Source organism: Neobacillus citreus (genome assembly GCF_018343545.2).
GTDB lineage: Bacteria > Bacillota > Bacilli > Bacillales > Cytobacillaceae > Neobacillus > Neobacillus citreus.
In genome coordinates this window covers 63,739-80,384 of sequence record NZ_JAGYPE020000021.1, presented here as the reverse complement: position 1 = coordinate 80,384, position 16,646 = coordinate 63,739, and the positions used below count along the sequence as shown (strand labels likewise).

Annotated in this window: 15 protein-coding genes and 1 pseudogene; 2 read left to right on the top strand and 14 right to left on the bottom strand. The window is 40.8% G+C overall.

Features of this window, described 5'->3' with window-relative positions:
- Window positions 1-138: 138 nt before the first annotated feature.
- Together KHB02_RS13465 and KHB02_RS13460 are read right to left on the bottom strand one after the other, a co-directional pair.
- Window positions 139-1,032 carry a deoxyribonuclease IV gene (locus KHB02_RS13465; RefSeq protein WP_213144832.1) on the bottom strand — a complete coding sequence of 298 codons (894 nt, stop codon included), beginning with the start codon at window positions 1,030-1,032 and terminating at the stop codon, window positions 139-141.
- A gap of 17 nt (window positions 1,033-1,049) precedes the next feature.
- On the bottom strand, window positions 1,050-2,363 hold the full coding sequence (locus KHB02_RS13460) for a DEAD/DEAH box helicase (protein ID WP_213144831.1): 1,314 nt from the start codon (window positions 2,361-2,363) through the stop codon (window positions 1,050-1,052).
- 342 nt (window positions 2,364-2,705) lie between these two features.
- Here KHB02_RS13460 and vrrA point away from each other — a divergent pair, with 342 nt between their 5' ends.
- Together vrrA and KHB02_RS13445 are read left to right on the top strand one after the other, a co-directional pair.
- Complete coding sequence (gene vrrA / locus KHB02_RS29775; RefSeq protein ID WP_213144830.1) at window positions 2,706-3,449, top strand: VrrA/YqfQ family protein; 744 nt, start codon at window positions 2,706-2,708, stop codon at window positions 3,447-3,449.
- Between the two features lie 131 nt (window positions 3,450-3,580).
- A complete protein-coding gene (locus tag KHB02_RS13445; RefSeq protein ID WP_213144829.1) occupies window positions 3,581-4,525 on the top strand; it encodes a 4-hydroxy-3-methylbut-2-enyl diphosphate reductase in 945 nt (314 codons plus the stop codon).
- A 30-nt stretch (window positions 4,526-4,555) separates the two neighbouring features.
- Here KHB02_RS13445 and KHB02_RS13440 read toward each other — a convergent pair whose 3' ends face one another.
- The 12 genes and pseudogenes from KHB02_RS13440 to KHB02_RS13390 all read right to left on the bottom strand — a co-directional run bounded on the left by KHB02_RS13440 (window position 4,556) and on the right by KHB02_RS13390 (window position 16,522).
- A complete protein-coding gene (locus KHB02_RS13440; protein ID WP_213144828.1) occupies window positions 4,556-5,671 on the bottom strand; it encodes a Nif3-like dinuclear metal center hexameric protein in 1,116 nt (371 codons plus the stop codon).
- Entirely contained in the window at window positions 5,658-6,380 is a 723-nt protein-coding gene (locus tag KHB02_RS13435; RefSeq protein ID WP_213144827.1) for a tRNA (adenine(22)-N(1))-methyltransferase, read from the bottom strand. Before KHB02_RS13435 ends, KHB02_RS13440 begins: the two co-directional genes overlap by 14 nt.
- Window positions 6,381-6,459: 79 nt before the next feature.
- Window positions 6,460-6,828, bottom strand: a complete 369-nt coding sequence (cccA, locus tag KHB02_RS13430) for a cytochrome c550 (protein ID WP_213120150.1) — start codon at window positions 6,826-6,828, stop codon at window positions 6,460-6,462.
- A gap of 191 nt (window positions 6,829-7,019) precedes the next feature.
- On the bottom strand, window positions 7,020-8,159 hold the full coding sequence (locus KHB02_RS13425; RefSeq protein WP_213144826.1) for an acyl-CoA dehydrogenase: 1,140 nt from the start codon (window positions 8,157-8,159) through the stop codon (window positions 7,020-7,022).
- A 428-nt stretch (window positions 8,160-8,587) separates the two neighbouring features.
- On the bottom strand, window positions 8,588-9,730 hold the full coding sequence (gene rpoD / locus KHB02_RS13420; protein ID WP_213144825.1) for an RNA polymerase sigma factor RpoD: 1,143 nt from the start codon (window positions 9,728-9,730) through the stop codon (window positions 8,588-8,590).
- A 43-nt stretch (window positions 9,731-9,773) separates the two neighbouring features.
- Window positions 9,774-11,582: a DNA primase gene (gene dnaG, locus KHB02_RS13415; protein WP_213144824.1), complete on the bottom strand. Its 1,809-nt coding sequence runs from the start codon at window positions 11,580-11,582 to the stop codon at window positions 9,774-9,776.
- A gap of 182 nt (window positions 11,583-11,764) precedes the next feature.
- Window positions 11,765-11,884: pseudogene (locus tag KHB02_RS30030) on the bottom strand (hypothetical protein); the annotation flags it as partial.
- Window positions 11,885-12,240: 356 nt separating this feature from the next.
- The gene (locus KHB02_RS13410; protein WP_213145291.1) at window positions 12,241-13,050 is read right to left on the bottom strand and encodes a pyruvate, water dikinase regulatory protein; all 810 of its coding nucleotides are present in this window, start codon (window positions 13,048-13,050) and stop codon (window positions 12,241-12,243) included.
- Between the two features lie 32 nt (window positions 13,051-13,082).
- Entirely contained in the window at window positions 13,083-13,718 is a 636-nt protein-coding gene (gene ccpN, locus KHB02_RS13405) for a transcriptional regulator CcpN (RefSeq protein ID WP_338088285.1), read from the bottom strand.
- Between the two features lie 204 nt (window positions 13,719-13,922).
- Window positions 13,923-15,305, bottom strand: a complete 1,383-nt coding sequence (locus KHB02_RS13400) for a glycine--tRNA ligase (RefSeq protein ID WP_213144822.1) — start codon at window positions 15,303-15,305, stop codon at window positions 13,923-13,925.
- Window positions 15,306-15,594: 289 nt separating this feature from the next.
- Entirely contained in the window at window positions 15,595-16,347 is a 753-nt protein-coding gene (gene recO / locus KHB02_RS13395; protein WP_213144821.1) for a DNA repair protein RecO, read from the bottom strand.
- A gap of 31 nt (window positions 16,348-16,378) precedes the next feature.
- A complete protein-coding gene (locus KHB02_RS13390) occupies window positions 16,379-16,522 on the bottom strand; it encodes a YqzL family protein (RefSeq protein WP_213120142.1) in 144 nt (47 codons plus the stop codon).
- Between the last annotated feature and the right edge of the window lie 124 nt (window positions 16,523-16,646).

Sequence of the window (16,646 nt, the reverse complement as noted above, 5' to 3'; positions counted from 1 at the left end):
ATAGCGCCGAGGAGGCTCCAGGACCTCCCCGCGGAAAGCGAGTGCCCGGAGCGGAAATTAACAGGCCTAGTTGCAGAGACAATCAATAGATTTAAATAAAAAAGCTGTACGCATCTGCACAGCTTTTTTGTTTGGAATTTAAGACTGCATTATTTTATTCAGTAAATCCTCTTCAAACGTCTGCTCGCGAAGCATGGCGATTTCGTGGCGATATGGCGCCTTTTTATTGTTTTTGTCTTCACCGACAAACGGAGTTTCAAGGATTTTCGGTACATCCATCAATTGCGGATGATGAACAATATAGTTTAGTGCCTTAAATCCAATATGGCCAAATCCGATGTTTTCATGACGGTCTTTTCTTGTTCCTGATGCATTTTTGCTGTCATTGATATGGAGCACCTTTAATTTATCTACCCCAATAATTTTATCAAACTCATTTAAAACACCATCAAAATCCTCGATGATATTATAGCCGGCATCGTGGGTATGGCATGTGTCAAAGCATACTGACAGTTTTTCATTATAGTTGACACCATTGATTATCGTCGCAAGTTCCTCGAATGATTTCCCGCACTCCGAACCTTTTCCCGCCATTGTTTCTAAAGCGATTTGAACCTGTTCTTTTCCGGTTAGCACTTCATTAAGACCCTCGATAATCTTTTTAATCCCAGCCTCCTCACCGGCACCGACGTGAGCACCTGGGTGAAGGACTATTTGCTTGGCTCCGAGGGCTTCTGTCCGTTCGATTTCCGACCGTAAGAACCGGACACCCAATTCAAATGTATCCGGATTGGAGGTATTTCCAATATTGATAATATAGGGAGCGTGGACAACTATTTCGGAAATTCCATTCTCCTCCATATGTCTTCTTCCCGCCTCAATATTTAAATCCTCGATTTTTTTCCTTCTAGTGTTTTGCGGGGCTCCCGTATAAATCATAAAGGTGTTGGCACCGTAAGAAATGGCCTCCTTACTTGCAGCGAGAAGCATTTCTTTGCCGCTCATTGAAACGTGCGACCCTATTTTTAACATTATTTCCTCTCCCTCTCTTATTTCTTCTTATCTAATCTGCGCTGCCGCTTCTTGATATTCTCTATTTCTGTTTGCATTTTCTTTTTATACCCTGGTTTTACCTTTTTCGGCTTTTTAATGACAGCCTTTACACGATGGTCAATCTCATCCTCTGGCTTTACTCGTGTTTTCCGGCGGTTTCGACCTTCTAGTTCAACAAATTCGTTATTTTTCAAGTCAACATTCTTAAATTGAATGCCCATCTTTTCAAGACGAATTAAAGCATCTTCATCTGATAAATCATAAATCGTTAAGGCAATCCCGGCATTTCCTGCTCTAGCGGTTCTGCCAACCCTGTGAATATAAAAATCCAAGTCAGAAGGAATTTCATAGTTTATGACATGGCTTACCCCTTCAATATCAATTCCCCTTGAAGCCAGATCTGTCGCAACAATATATTGAAATTCCAAATCTTGAATCTGCTTCATCATTTTTTTTCGTTCTCTTGGAGTTAAATCTCCGTGGACTCGTCCAACCTTCAAGCCTTTTTGATATAAATAATCCGCCACCTCATCAGCCATTTTTTTCGTATTTGTAAATACAATGGCTAAATAGGGATTGCAGGCGATAAGAGTATCATGAACAAGCCCCTTCTTATCGCGGTGTCTTGATGGAAGCAAATAATGCTCCAGGTTTTCAGCTGCCTTCCTTGTCGGTTCAATCTGAATGTTTTTTGGATTCTCCATGTATTTTTTCAGAAAAGGCTTTAATTTTTCCGGAATGGTGGCGGAAAAAACATACATTTGCAGGTCTTCCGGCAGCCTTGACGCAACACGGTCAACATCCTCAATAAAGCCCATGTCCAGCATCATATCCGCTTCATCGACGACAAGAATCCGGGCTGTATGTACTAATAGCGCCTGTTCCTTTACAAGGTCGTTAATTCTGCTAGGCGTTCCGACAACAATATGAGGCTGTATTTTTAATTTCTCGATGGTCCGCTGCTTGTCTGTTCCGCCTGTAAATAATTTGGCGGTAATTGTTTTCTCAGAGGGACAATGCTCAGTAATTTTTAAAATTTGTTGATAAATCTGGCTGGCAAGCTCTCTGGTAGGTGCTGTGATGACTGCTTGGACCTCTTGTCTCGAAGCATCCACCTTATCAAGGATTGGCAGCACATAGGCAAATGTTTTTCCCGTTCCGGTTTGTGATTGGCCAATCGCACTTTCCCCTTTTAATACCAACGGAATCATTCGTTCCTGAATTTCCGTCGGTTGAGTGAAGCCCAGCTTGTTCAGCGCCTCATTAATAAAGCCTTGAAAATCAAAACGTTCAAATTTAGTTTCTTTCATTTACGTACTCCTTATATAAAAATATCTTATTTTTAAGTCAAATGATCGGGAGACCTGCGATTTTCGCGTCCATCAAGTAATTATAGTAGAGTTCAAGGTAAATCACCAGTTATTATCATCTTTTACTTTCCTGCAGCTTTTAAAACCATAAATTTCATTTGATTCTGAGTATAATACCTAAACAAAAACAAGGTGTATGCATATTGTAATTCAAGAGGGTAAAAGTGGAAATTCCGCACATGTTCAAGAGTTTTCCCCATCCGCACTTTTTCCTTTTATAATTTCTTTTTTATGGGAAAACGGTGTCTTCATGTGCTGAAAAACGAGAGGAGGTTTTATGGTATGCAACCAGGACCTAGATTCCCAATGCCAGGGGGAATGGGACCGTTTGGCGGCGGTGGACAAATGATGGGCAGACCGGGCGGTTTATTCGGCGGGGGAAATCAAATGATGAGACCCGGCGGTGGACTGATGGGCGGTGGAAGAAATCCAATGATGGGCCCGCAAGGAAATCCCTTTGGCGGAATGGGCGGACAACAAATGGGCAGAGGCGGCGGATTACTCTCTAGGCTTTTCGGCGGAGGAAACCGCATGGGCGGACCAGGCGGAATGATGGGCGGCGGTGGACCGGGCGGCCTTATGGGGATGCAGGGTGCCGGCAGAGCCGCAGGAGGCGGCGGCGGATTGCTTCAATCCTTGTCTAACCCGGGTGGACTATCAAGTATTCTTAACAATACTCAACAGGTTATAAAGACGGCCCAGACAATCGGCCCAATGATCCAGCAGTATGGTCCATTAGTGAGAAACCTGCCAGCCTTATGGAAGTTATATCGCGGCTTAAAAAGCTCTGATTCAGATAAGGAAGAATCGAGTGAAAAGAAAAAGCAGTCAGGGGAAGAATCCTCTAGCAGCCGCTTAACATCAACAAATCGAACAACCAAAACTTCATCTAAAAAAACGAGTCGAAAAGGAACCCAGCAAACCAGTTCCGACAGGGAAAGCAGCAGAAAAAGAACACACAAGACCAGTGCGCCGGAAAAGAGACAGCACACAAAAGGAACCTCGATACCAAAATTATATATTTAACTTAAGAATGCCGGCCTCCGGCATTCTTTACTATTTTGGGCAGGAAAAATGTCTCTTTGTAATATATCTATTAGTTTTATATAATGGACATATAATCTATTAAAAATTTTTCCTTTTGGAGGACTTTATATATGCAAATCGTTAAAATTTCGCCGCGTGGTTATTGTTATGGTGTTGTTGATGCCATGGTCATTGCGAGGAATGCTGCATTAGATAAAACGCTGCCCCGTCCCATCTACATTTTGGGGATGATTGTTCACAATAAACATGTTACAGATGCCTTTGAAGAAGAAGGAATTATCACCCTTGACGGCAAGAATCGTCTTGATATCTTAGAGAAAGTTGACAAAGGGACTGTTATTTTCACAGCCCACGGTATCTCGCCAGAGGTAAGGGAACTTGCGAAAAAGAAAGGGCTAGTCGCCATTGACGCAACCTGCCCGGATGTAACCAGGACACACGACCTTATTGAAGAAAAGGCCAGGGAAGGATACCAAACGATTTACATCGGCAAAAAAGGGCATCCAGAGCCCGAAGGGGCACTTGGAGTGGCACCTGGCATGGTCCACCTCGTGGAAACACCCGCTGATGTCGAAGCATTGAATCTCGATTATGATAAACTCATTGTCACTAACCAAACAACCATGAGCCAATGGGACGTTTTCGATACGATGGAAAAGGTAAAAGAAAAATATCCTCATGTCGAGGTATTTAATGAGATTTGCCATGCCACCCAAATCCGTCAGGAAGCTGTTGCCGAGCAGGCAAAACAAGCGGATGTCACTATTGTCGTCGGTGATCCAAAAAGCAACAATTCTAATCGCCTTGCTCAGGTTTCTGAGGAAATTGCTGGTACAACAGCATATAGGATTGCTGATATTACAGAACTTGACATCGATTGGATTAAGGACGCCAAAAACGTGGCTGTTACTGCGGGTGCATCAACTCCGACACCAATTACGAAGGAAGTCATTGCGTTCCTTGAACAATTCGATCCAAATAACGAAGCTACATGGGAACGCAAGAAAAACGTTCCATTGGCAAAAATCTTGCCGAAGGTAAAAAAAGAGAGCTAAGTGAGTAGGCTGACATATGTCAGCCTATTCTTATATGAATTGAAAGGGATCAGTATGAATTTGTGAAGGAAAAATCTCCACTTCATAGCCTGCTTCCTGGCATAATGTCTGCAACGTTTTGGTCAGGCCTTTTTTCATGACCTTTTCAACATTATGTCCTGGGTCAATCATATTCAAGCCATCCATCATCGCATCATGAGCGGTGTGATAATAAATATCCCCTGTCACATAAACATCGGCCCCTTTAAATTTGGCATGGGAATAATATTTATTTCCATCTCCACCTAATACGGCGGCCTTCTTCACTCTTGCCTGCATATCGCCCACCACGCGGACCCTGTCCACCTCAAGAGCCACTTTTACCTTTTCGGCAAACTCCTCTAACGTCATTTCCGGGATCTTTCCAATTCTGCCTAGCCCAAGTACCTCTCCTTTATTTTCAAGCGGATAAACATCATAGGCCACTTCCTCATATGGATGAGCTTTAATCATAGCGGTGATTACCTTTTTTAAGATAGGCTCAGGGACAATCGTTTCAATCCGAACCTCTTCGACCGTTTCTGGCTCCCCAGGCTTACCGATAAAAGGATTCGTATCCTCCCCCGGCAAAAATCGGCCAGTACCGTTTGCCGTAAATGAGCAATGGCTATAGCTGCCAATAAAACCTGCACCGGCGTTCCCTAGCGCGTGTCTTAGTTCATCAGCATGACTGACAGGCACAAACACCACTAATTTCTTTAGTTTTGTATCAAAAGTTGGAACTAAAACCTCAGCATCCTCCAACCCTAAAGCTTCAGCCAGCCAATCATTTACCCCGCCCTTGGCCACATCTAGGTTGGTATGGGCCGCGTATACGGCGATATCATGTTTGAGCAATTTCTCAATGATCTGCCCTTGAACAGTATCAGTAATAATATTTTTTAGTGGCCGGAAAATCGGCGGGTGATGAGCAATAATAAGCTGAACCTTTTTTTCAATGGCCTCATCAATGACGGAATCAAGAACGTCCAAGGCAATCATTACCCGTTCTACCTTTTGATTAAGGCGGCCAATTTGCAGACCGATTTTATCTCCTTCCATTGCCAGGCTCTTTGGCGCAAATTTTTCAAACAGCTGAATAATTTCATGACCATTAGCTTTTTTCAATTTTCAATGCCACCTCCACAAGTTTTAGCTTATCTTCTATTTCCTTTCTTTTCTCAACTGTTTCAGGGGTCGCAGCAGCGTTTTCTAACTGTTTTTTAACTCTTTCCCAATTGCTGCTTTCAGACAGCCATTTTTTCTTAAAGATCTCATTTTGGTTCTGAATGAGAAATGGTCCCATTAACAGCTCCATCTCCATTTTATTCTTTTGATAAGGGCGTTTTGCATTACCTTTTTCAGCAACTAAAATCTCATAGGTTTTGCCGTCTTCCTCAAGAATTTCTTCGGCAATCAACTCCCATTCATTTTCCAAAAACCATAATCGGATAGTAATGGCGCTAATGTTTGGCTGTAACACAAGCCTCTTGACGGTTTCCAGCTTTTCTTTTCCATTTTCTAAAATACTGGCAATCAATGCGCCACCCATGCCGGCAATCGTAATGCAATCTATTTCACCAGATTCGATAACCTCGAGGCCGTCTCCCATCCTGACTGAAATTCTATCTGACAGTCCTTCTGCCATTACATTGCTTTTTGCAGATTGGTATGGACCTTTCGCTACTTCACCGGCAACGGCAAACGGAATGCCAGCGTTTTTTACCAAGTAACTAGGCAGATAAGCATGATCAGAACCAATATCTGCTAATCTTGCCTCTTTTGGAACGTATTTCGCAACAGCCGTCAAACGCATTGATAATTTTTCTGCATTCAAATTAACACACCTGCTTTTCAATATGTATGCCTTAATAATATAAAAGGTCCTTTACAGATGCAAAGGACCTTTTGTCAAATTATTTAAGTTTCGATAACCAATCTGCCATTGCAGCAGCTTTATCCTCGGGAACAAGACCTGCAGGCATGGAGCCTTTACCGTGAGTCACGATGTTTTTAAGTTCTTCTTTAGAAAGCTTGTCGCCAACACCTTTTAACGGAGGACCTACAACCCCTTGGTATTGATCGCCGTGACAGCCAATACAAGTTGTTTTATAAATGTCTTCTGGCTTGGATGCAGCCACTTCTGTTTTCTCACTGCCTTTGCCTTCACCTTTCTCAGCAGCAAGCTCCTTACTATCCCCTAGTCCTTTAAAAGACAAAGTGAACATAAGGACAATCCCAAAAACCATGATGAGAATGTAAGGAATTACCGGATTCTTTTTCATAATTTTACCTCCCTATGTATGAACATCTGTAAATAAATAAAACCGCCTACAAACAACTACTATTTTACTTGAAAATGAACAGAAGGAAAAGCCCTAATGTTATTTTATCACTATAATCTTTTAAAAAAAGAGCAAAGAGGCTAAAATAATTATTTATTTCAGCCTCTTTGTTATATTTCCCAATATATTTTTTAACAACCAATTAATCTTGAAATTACCATTCGCTGAACTTCGGAGGTTCCTTCGCCTATTTCCAGGAGCTTTGCATCACGCATCATTCGCTCCACATGATATTCTTTCATATAGCCATAGCCGCCGTGAATTTGGACTGCTTGGCTGGTAACTTCCATACATATTTCGGATGCGTATAATTTACACATTGCTGCTTCCTTTGAAAATGTTCTTCCTTGATCCTTTAACCAAGCAGCCTTATAGACCATATTGCGGGCCAGCTCAATTTTCATTGCCATGTCAGCCAGCTTAAATTGAATAGCTTGGAAAGTTGAAATTGATTTGCCAAACTGTTTTCTTTCCTTAGCATAGGCTAGCGCTTTCTCGTAAGCACCCTGAGCAATCCCGACAGCCATGGCGCCGATTCCAATTCTGCCGCCATCAAGGGTAATTAAAAATTGCTTAAAACCCTCGCCGCGTTTTCCCAGCAGGTTTTCCACAGGTACTTTGACATCCTCTAAGACAAGCTCAGTTGTATTGGAGGAATTTAAGCCCATTTTTTCGTAATTATCAATAACTGTAAATCCAGCTGTATTTGTTGGAACAATGATGGCACTGATTTCTTTTTTACCGTTTGTTTCATTCGTTACAGCCGTTAGTGCCAAATGCTTGGCATAACTGGCATTCGTGATGAAACATTTATTTCCGTTGATGACAAACTGGCCACCCGTTTCTTTTGCGGTTGTTTTAGTTCCTCCGGCATCGGATCCGGCATTTGGCTCTGTCAATCCAAAGGCACCTAACGACTCGCCTGTGCAAATGGGTCTTAAATAGGTTTGCTTTTGCTCTTCTGTACCAAATAAGTTTAAAGGAGCGCCCCCTAAGGATATATGCGCTGAATAAGTGATGCCTGTTGAACCGCAAACTCTGCTTAACTCTTCCACCACAATCGCAAAACTAACGGTGTCTGCCCCTCCCCCGCCGTATTCCTCCGGGAAGGGAAGTCCCATCATTCCCATTTCTGCCATTTTTTTAAACACATCTGTCGGAAACTGTTTTGTTCTGTCACGTTCTATTGCATCTGGCGCAACCTCTTCTTCTGCAAACTGGCGAATTGTCTTTTTAATCATTTGTTGTTCAGATGTTAAGTCAAAGTTCAAGTCCATCTCCCCCTAATCACCTATGTATACGCTTACAAATATATTATATTCTTTTCACCTGACAATTCTCAACTTTAATAAATTTTAGAAGATATAATATTATCTGAATGTTGGATGATAAACCCATTAAGGTGGGGTATTTAGCACTACAAACCTTATCTGAATAGGAAAAATTGACTTTAGTTCACCTTTTTTACGATAATAATTAAGTTGTTATTTGGGAGAAAACACCAATTGGCCTATTTGCAAAATGAGAGACAATTCAGTAAAATAGAGAACAAAGAGAAAGTGCTTTCAAAAAAATAAATGAAAACTCGCCGATTGGCGAGTCCGTTAGGACGAAGACAGAGGCGTAGTTGAATTTATACTTTCTTATTAGCTAAAAAAAATAGTTTACTTCTTGTAAGAAGTAAACTATCTTTTGAGCCCTATTCCAAGAAATCTTTAAGGCGTTTGCTGCGGCTTGGGTGACGCAGTTTCCTTAATGCTTTTGCTTCAATCTGCCGGATTCGCTCGCGGGTGACACCAAAAACCTTGCCGACCTCTTCGAGGGTGCGGGTACGGCCGTCATCCAGCCCAAAACGAAGGCGAAGAACATTTTCTTCCCGGTCCGTCAGGGTATCGAGAACATCTTCAAGCTGCTCCTTTAATAACTCGTAAGCAGCATGCTCTGAAGGGGATGTAGCATCCTGATCCTCGATGAAATCTCCAAGATGTGAGTCATCTTCTTCACCAATTGGTGTTTCAAGTGAGACAGGTTCCTGGGCAATTTTTAAAATTTCCCTTACCTTATCAGGTGTCAGGTCCATATCTTCGGCAATTTCTTCCGGAGTTGGTTCGCGGCCTAAATCCTGCAGCAACTGACGCTGAACACGAATAAGCTTGTTAATTGTCTCTACCATATGCACTGGTATCCGGATTGTTCTCGCCTGATCGGCAATGGCGCGGGTAATCGCTTGGCGAATCCACCATGTGGCATATGTACTAAATTTAAAGCCTTTACGATAATCAAATTTTTCAACCGCTTTGATAAGACCCATATTTCCTTCCTGGATAAGGTCAAGGAACAGCATGCCACGGCCAACATAGCGTTTTGCAATACTAACAACAAGACGGAGGTTTGCTTCAGCAAGGCGCCGCTTTGCTTCTTCATCACCTTGTTCAATGCGGTGGGCTAAGTTAATTTCTTCTTCAGCAGAGAGCAAATCAACCCGGCCAATTTCCTTTAGGTACATACGAACAGGGTCGTTGATTTTTACACCTGGAGGTACACTGAGATCATTTAAATCAAATTCATCGCTATCATCATCTTTTGATAGCGCCTTGATGCTTGGATCATCATCGTCCTCATCATCACTATCACCAACTAATTCAATTCCCTGGTCTCCAAGGAATTCGTAAAACTCATCCATCTGATCGGATTCCACGTCGAAATTTGCCATTTTCTCGGCAATATCATCATAGGCAAGGACACCAACTTTTTTACCCAATGCGGTTAACTGGTCTTTCACTTGCTCAAGGGTCAATTCATTCTCGACCTCGCTTGCACGTGCTGATTTTTCAGCAGCCATACGGGGGTCCCCTCCTTCAATTAATCAAACACACTAAATTACTCTATAGTGATTTACGCAATTGATTGATTTCATTTCCAATCGCAGCAGCCAGCCTAAAATCACTGTGTCGCTCCGCTTCTTTTAACTCGGCTTCTTTTTCCTTTATTTTTAACAATTTTTTATGTTTCAACACCTGTTTGATATAATCAGTTAATTCCTGATGACTTAATTCATCATTAATTGACATCATTTCGATGTTGGCGACTATTCTTCTTAGATTTTCATCATGAATATAAGATAAAAATGCGCTTGAATCAGGGTTAATATGTTCTTCGTAAAATGCCAAAAGATAGGTTATGATTGCCTGATGTTCATCTTCGTTAAACGTATCGCCCTGTAGTAACTCCTGTACCTTATAGGTGTTATCCCTGCTTTTTAGCATATGGGCAATGAGACATCTTTCTGCCCGATAATACGCAGGTTTTAATTCATTTACTTTTTTTTGCACTAGAATCGGCTTAGATTTTGGTTCGTTCTTACCAATTTCCTTTTTCTTCTCCGCAAAATATATCTGCTGTTCCTGCTGTTTTAAGGAATCTAATGATAGGGAAAACTCTGCTGCAATTTGCCGCAAATAATGATCCTTTTCAACGGCTTTTGTTAATTTGCTGATTTCTTTTACTATTTGTTCGATATAAGCAAGCCTATCTCCTTCATTCTGAAGATTTTTTCCTCTTCGAAAATAAAGAATTTTAAAAGCCATCCAAGTTAAACTTGCTCCAATTACCTCGCCGCGAAATTTCTCCGGACTGTTCTTCTTTATATATTCATCCGGGTCCATGCCATCAGGCATTAAAGCTACTTTTATTTGAAAGCCTGCATCGTTCAAATGGTTGCCTGCTCGAAACGCTGCTTCAATTCCTGCTTTATCTGAATCATAGCAAATAGTGATGGTTTGCGCGCTAGTACGTAAAAGGGCAATATGATCATCAGTCAACGATGTCCCCATTGTCGCAATGCCATTTTCGATTCCGGCGCGGTCAGCGGAAATCACATCTGCAAACCCTTCAAATAAAACCGCCTGCTGGGATTTTTTTATGCTGGGCTTAGCCAAGTTGTAATTGTATAAAATTTTGCTTTTATTAAAGATTGCTGTTTCGGGACTGTTTAAATATTTGGGCTCATCGGCCCCTAGTGTTCTCCCTGAAAAAGCAATCGTATTTCCGTTTCTGTTGAATATCGGAAACATAATTCGATCCCTAAATCGATCAAAGTATGTTCCATCCTTTTCACGTTTAATGATGAGTCCGGCTTTTTCCATCCATTCGGGAGAAAAATCCCGTTTCGTTAGGAACTTATAAACAAAATCCCACGAATTCAAGGAATAACCAATTTGAAATTTTTCAATCGACTCATGTGTAAATCCTCTTCCAAGCAGATACTCCAATGCATGCTGTCCTTCTTTTGTATTTACCAGCAAGTGATGATAAAATTTACGTAACAGCTCGTGAGCATCAAGCATGGCCTGAAGTTCATCAGAAATTTTTTTCTCGGAGTGTGCGGAGGATAAATTTATTTCAAGATTAATATTTCCTCTAGCAGCCAGTTTCATAGCCGCTTCCTGAAATGAAATTCCCTCTAGTTCCATTAAAAAAGAAAAAACATTTCCGCCTGCACCGCAGCCAAAGCAATGGAAGATTTGTTTGTCAGGCGATACTGAAAATGACGGGGTGCTCTCTCCATGGAAAGGACATAATCCGAAGTAATTTCGCCCCTGCTTTTTCAACCCGACATAATCGCTGATTACCTCGACAATATCAACAGCCTGACGAATTTGTTCTATTTTTTCTTCGGCAATACGGTCTGCCATGAAAACAACTCCATTGGTATACAGGTATTCAACACCTTCATTTTAAATTCCTGCAAATTTCGACAAAATTTTTGTTAATTCCGCCGTAAATTTTTCCGATCCGCTAAACGAGAAGGTTTTGGACCTTTACCGTAAACTCCCTTCCTTCTAGCCTTCGCGTTAAGGAACTTTTCCTTGTTTTAGTGGTCAAAGGAGGCGATAAAAAATATGTCAATGGCGAATTTCTTTGCAATTTCGACAATCTCCGCCTTGACCGGGCAGGAATCAGCATCGACATAAATTGTCGGGTGGTCTCTCACCATTTTATTAATTCTACATCACTCCGAATATTCCTTCTTTCCAGATTAATTTTATTGGGAAAACTCGCCGATTTACGAGCAGGCAAACGGGTTATGGAGAAATTTTCCCGATAAAATAAGAATTTCAAAAAAAAATTCCTTAGAGTGAAAAAAAGGATTTATGTCGAATTTTTTTTTGTAGGTCCCCTTGACATCTCACAGTAAATAGTTTATTCGTTCAAATGCAAGTCTAAACCTAAAAACATATATTTTTATCACAATTTTTTATTATAGTATATTCGTTATCATTTTGCCATAACTTTTTATTTATTATTTTTTTTAGCCAATAAGCAAAAAACACATAATCATAAGATTATGTGCTATGGCCTGCCTTTTTGAATATAGTTTAAAATAACATTGGCCGTCTCTTCAACTGCTTTATTGGTTACATCAACAACAGGACAATTAATTTTCTGTACTACCTTTTCAAAAAAATTCAACTCTTCTTTTATCCTGTCAATGTTTGCATAGCTAGCCTGATCATTTAATCCTAAAGAAAGCAGTCTTTCTCTTCTTATGTTATTTAACTTTTCCGGACTGATTTTTAAGCCAAAGCATTTCTCTTTCGGGACTTTATAAAGTTCTTCCGGCGGATCAACCTCTGGAACAAGCGGGACATTGGCCACCTTTAGGCGTTTGTGGGCTAAATACTGGGATAATGGAGTCTTTGAGGTTCGAGATACACCTATTAGCACAATATCTGCCTTTAAAATCCCTCTGGGATCACGACCGTCATCATACTTTACAGCAAACTCAATTGCCTCCACCTTTTTAAAATAATCCTCATCCAATTTGCGGACAAGCCCTGGTTCACACAATGGTTCTTTGCCGCTGAAGCTTTGAATTTGATCGATAATCGGGCCAATTAAATCCACAGCTGATATTCCTTCTATATCTGTTCTTTCTTTCATGTATGTACGCATTTCCGGTTTGACAAGTGTATATGCCACCATTGCATGATCCAAAGAAACTAGTGACAAGACTTCATCAATATTTTCCTTATCTTCTACATAAGGGAATCTCTTTAATGTCATCCCGGATCCATTAAATTGACTGATAGCCGCTTTTGTTACTAATTCGGCCGTTTCACCTACTGAATCTGATACCACATAAATCACTGGCGAGACCATTCCCAAATCAACTCCTTCTTATTACCAAACTTTTATTCATCATCACCTAATGCAACAAAGGCTTTGGTAATGTTCGTTTTCGTTACTCTGCCGATCACTTCAAAGCCTTTTTCGGTTTCTCTCACTACCGGCAGTGCATCTATTTGTTTTTCAATTAACTTTTTCGCAACTTCAATAAGCAGGTCATCCCGCTCGCACATGGTTATATTGGGCATTCTTGTCATGATGATATTGACAGGAATGGTCGTTAACTCTTGTTTCCCAATACTTGCCCGAAGCAAATCTTTTCTGGATAGAACTCCAACCAAAACAGTATTTTGGTCGACCACAAATAATGTCCCGACATCCTCAAGGAACATGGTGCAAATAGCATCATAAACCGAGACGTTTTCACTTACGACAACCGGGATGGATTGGTAGTCCCTCACATATATTCGTTGTAGATTTTCCGTTAATAATTGCGCTCCTGATTTTCCTGTATAAAAATATCCGACCCGGGGTCTGGCATCTAAAAAACCAGCCATTGTCAAAATAGCAAGATCCGGCCTTAATGTAGCTCTGGTTAAGTTCAATTGGTCGGCGATATGCTCCCCTGTGATCGGTCCATTTTCCTTTACTATATCTAATATCAGCTCTTGGCGTTTTGTCAGTTCGATTGTCCTCACCACCCTTTTAATTCCTGAAAGTATCCCGGAAGCCTCTTATTTAGCAATATTATATACTAAATGCTAACTAATTGAAATGAATCGGCTGTGAACTACAAATGAAAACTAGCCGATTGGCGAGTCCGATAGGACGAAGCAGAGGCGTAGTTGAATGTATAATTTCCTATTAGCCAAATAGGAAAAGGTGCGGGTTTCCGCACCTTTTTCTTAGAATGATACCTTTTCTTGTAAGAATGCAGCAAGCTCCGCTATTGGAACCCTTGTTTGTTCCATTGTGTCGCGGTCTCTAACGGTAACCATTTGATCTTCCTGGGAATCAAAATCATATGTGATACAGAATGGAGTACCGATTTCATCATGGCGGCGGTATCGTTTACCGATAGAGCCTGCTTCATCATAATCTACGTTAAAGTGTTTTGCTAATCGTTCAAATACTTCTCGTGCACCATCGGAAAGCTTCTTTGAAAGCGGAAGAATTGCTGCCTTAAACGGTGCGAGAGCAGGATGGAAACGCATAACTGTTCTAGATGTTCCATCTTCTAACTGCTCTTCATCATAAGCATCGATTAAGAAAGCCAACGTTACCCGGTCTGCACCAAGGGAAGGCTCAATGCAGTATGGAATATATCGTTCATTTGTTTCGGGATCAATATAATTGAAATCCTCACCGGAATGTTGCATATGCTGCTTTAAATCATAATCAGTTCTAGAGGCAACACCCCAAAGCTCACCCCAGCCAAACGGGAATTTATATTCAAAATCAGTTGTAGCATTGCTGTAATGGGACAGTTCGTCTTCGGAATGGTCGCGAAGTCTTAAGTTTTCTTGGTTAAGACCTAATGACATGAGCCATTTTTCCGCAAATTGCTTCCAATAATCAAACCATTTTAGTTCCTCTCCTGGTTTGCAGAAGAATTCCAACTCCATTTGCTCAAATTCTCTTGTACGGAAGGTAAAGTTACCCGGTGTAATTTCATTACGAAAGCTTTTACCGATTTGAGCAATACCGAATGGCAGTTTCTTACGCATTGTCCGCTGTACATTTTTAAAGTTTACGAAAATACCTTGAGCTGTTTCCGGACGAAGAAAAATTTCATTTGCACTTGTTTCCGTAACACCCTGGAATGTTTTAAACATAAGATTAAATTGGCGAATGCCGGTAAAATCGTGGCTGCCGCAGTCTGGGCAGGCGATATTATGCTCTTTAATCAGCTCTTCCATTTTTTCAAACGGAAGGCCATCGACCACCATCTCAATTCCTTTTTCTTCAAGCGCATTTTCAATCAATTTATCAGCACGGTGACGGGCTTTACAGTTTTTGCAGTCAATCATTGGATCGTTAAAGTTGCCGATATGCCCTGAAGCTTCCCATGTTCTCGGGTTCATGAGGATTGCCGCATCTAAGCCAACATTATATGGTGACTCCTGAACAAACTTTTTCCACCAGGCAGCTTTTATATTATTTTTAAATTCGACACCTAAAGGACCGTAATCCCAAGTGTTCGCAAGTCCGCCGTAAATTTCAGACCCCGGAAAAATAAAACCTCTGTGCTTAGCGTGTGAGACAATCTGTTCCATTGTTACACTCATCGTAATAACTCCTTTTTCATATTCTTAATAAATAAAAAAACTCCCGTCCCTATGCCTATAATAAGCATAGGGACGAGAGTTACCCGCGGTTCCACCCTATTTGCTGCCCTAAATAGCAGCCACCTTAATACAACTTTGCTCAAGAACGCCTTCCTTAATGCTCTATACCCTAGCTTACACTATCCTAGGTTCGCTTTTATAGAGGGGACTAAGTACTACTTTCTGTCAACGCAAATATTAATTTTAAAGCTAATATTAACCAAAACTTTGAACAATGTCAACATCGCATTTATAAAAGATTACGAAACTGCCCCATCGAGTCAAGGAATTTCTTTGTCTTCAAATGAAGCCCAGAATATTCTTCATAATAAACCGAAATAACTTTCTTCAGTTCTGCCTTTGTTTCATCTTTAACAGAGATATTCCCTAATCTAGACAAATCGAAATAATAAAACAATCTTAATAATTTTACCGCTGCTTGTGACAGTTTTATATGATAGGGATCCTTGGCTAAACATCGGTGACAGATAAATCCGCCTTCCCGGATCGAAAAAGAAAAATGCCCGTCTGTGCTTCCACAAACGGAACATTGATTCAAGATAGGATATAATCCTAAAACATTCAACATTTTCATCTCATAGATATTCACAAGAATATCAGCATCAAAGCCTTCATTCATATAGTGAAGGGTCTGATAAAGCAATTCAAAATGAAAAGGATTAGGCTTTTTCTCCTCAGTACATTTATCCGTTAGTTCGACAATATAACTTGCATATGCGGTTAGAAAAATATCTTCCCCAATCGATCGCATCGAGGAAATGACTTCACCCTGCTGAAGGCCTCCTAGGCCTGTTCCTTTTTGAACGAGGAAGTAACCGTGAGTGAATAACTGGGTAATAGCTGAAAGACGGCTATTAGGCTTTTTAGCTCCACGGGCCATAAAGCCAACCTTTCCCCATTCCCTTGTATATAGTGTAATAATTTTGTTTGTTTCACCATAATCTGTTGTTCTAATGACGATGCCTTCACATTTCTGAAGCATGATTGTCACCTTCTTCAGGCGCGTGACTTGCTTATGAAACTGGAAAATCGATTTGAGCTAGCTCTTCATTCAGATTACCGGGTATTTCTTGGTTTTCCTTCTCAAGCTCTTTAAAGAGAAGATATGTGTCAATATTACCTGTTTGGCTAAATATTTTCCACGTAAAATCCAACATGAAAACCCCACCTTTCGATATTTAGACTAGCGTTACAGTTCAAACCTTACAATTATCATAGCCTGCCTACGCATTAATCATAAGACGTAAATTTTGTTAAAACTGATTATGCATATTCTTGAAA

Coding starts and splice junctions, on each gene's coding strand:
- cccA (WP_213120150.1), bottom strand. CDS start 6,828: ATGAAAAAGAATCCGGTAATTCCTTACATTCTCATCATGGTTTTTGGG.
- KHB02_RS13390 (WP_213120142.1), bottom strand. CDS start 16,522: ATGTTGGATTTTACGTGGAAAATATTTAGCCAAACAGGTAATATTGAC.
- KHB02_RS13460 (WP_213144831.1), bottom strand. CDS start 2,363: ATGAAAGAAACTAAATTTGAACGTTTTGATTTTCAAGGCTTTATTAAT.
- recO (WP_213144821.1), bottom strand. CDS start 16,347: ATGCTTCAGAAATGTGAAGGCATCGTCATTAGAACAACAGATTATGGT.
- rpoD (WP_213144825.1), bottom strand. CDS start 9,730: ATGGCTGCTGAAAAATCAGCACGTGCAAGCGAGGTCGAGAATGAATTG.
- KHB02_RS13410 (WP_213145291.1), bottom strand. CDS start 13,050: ATGGTCTCGCCAGTGATTTATGTGGTATCAGATTCAGTAGGTGAAACG.
- dnaG (WP_213144824.1), bottom strand. CDS start 11,582: ATGGCAGACCGTATTGCCGAAGAAAAAATAGAACAAATTCGTCAGGCT.
- vrrA (WP_213144830.1), top strand. CDS start 2,706: ATGCAACCAGGACCTAGATTCCCAATGCCAGGGGGAATGGGACCGTTT.
- KHB02_RS13465 (WP_213144832.1), bottom strand. CDS start 1,032: ATGTTAAAAATAGGGTCGCACGTTTCAATGAGCGGCAAAGAAATGCTT.
- KHB02_RS13445 (WP_213144829.1), top strand. CDS start 3,581: ATGCAAATCGTTAAAATTTCGCCGCGTGGTTATTGTTATGGTGTTGTT.
- KHB02_RS13400 (WP_213144822.1), bottom strand. CDS start 15,305: ATGAGTGTAACAATGGAACAGATTGTCTCACACGCTAAGCACAGAGGT.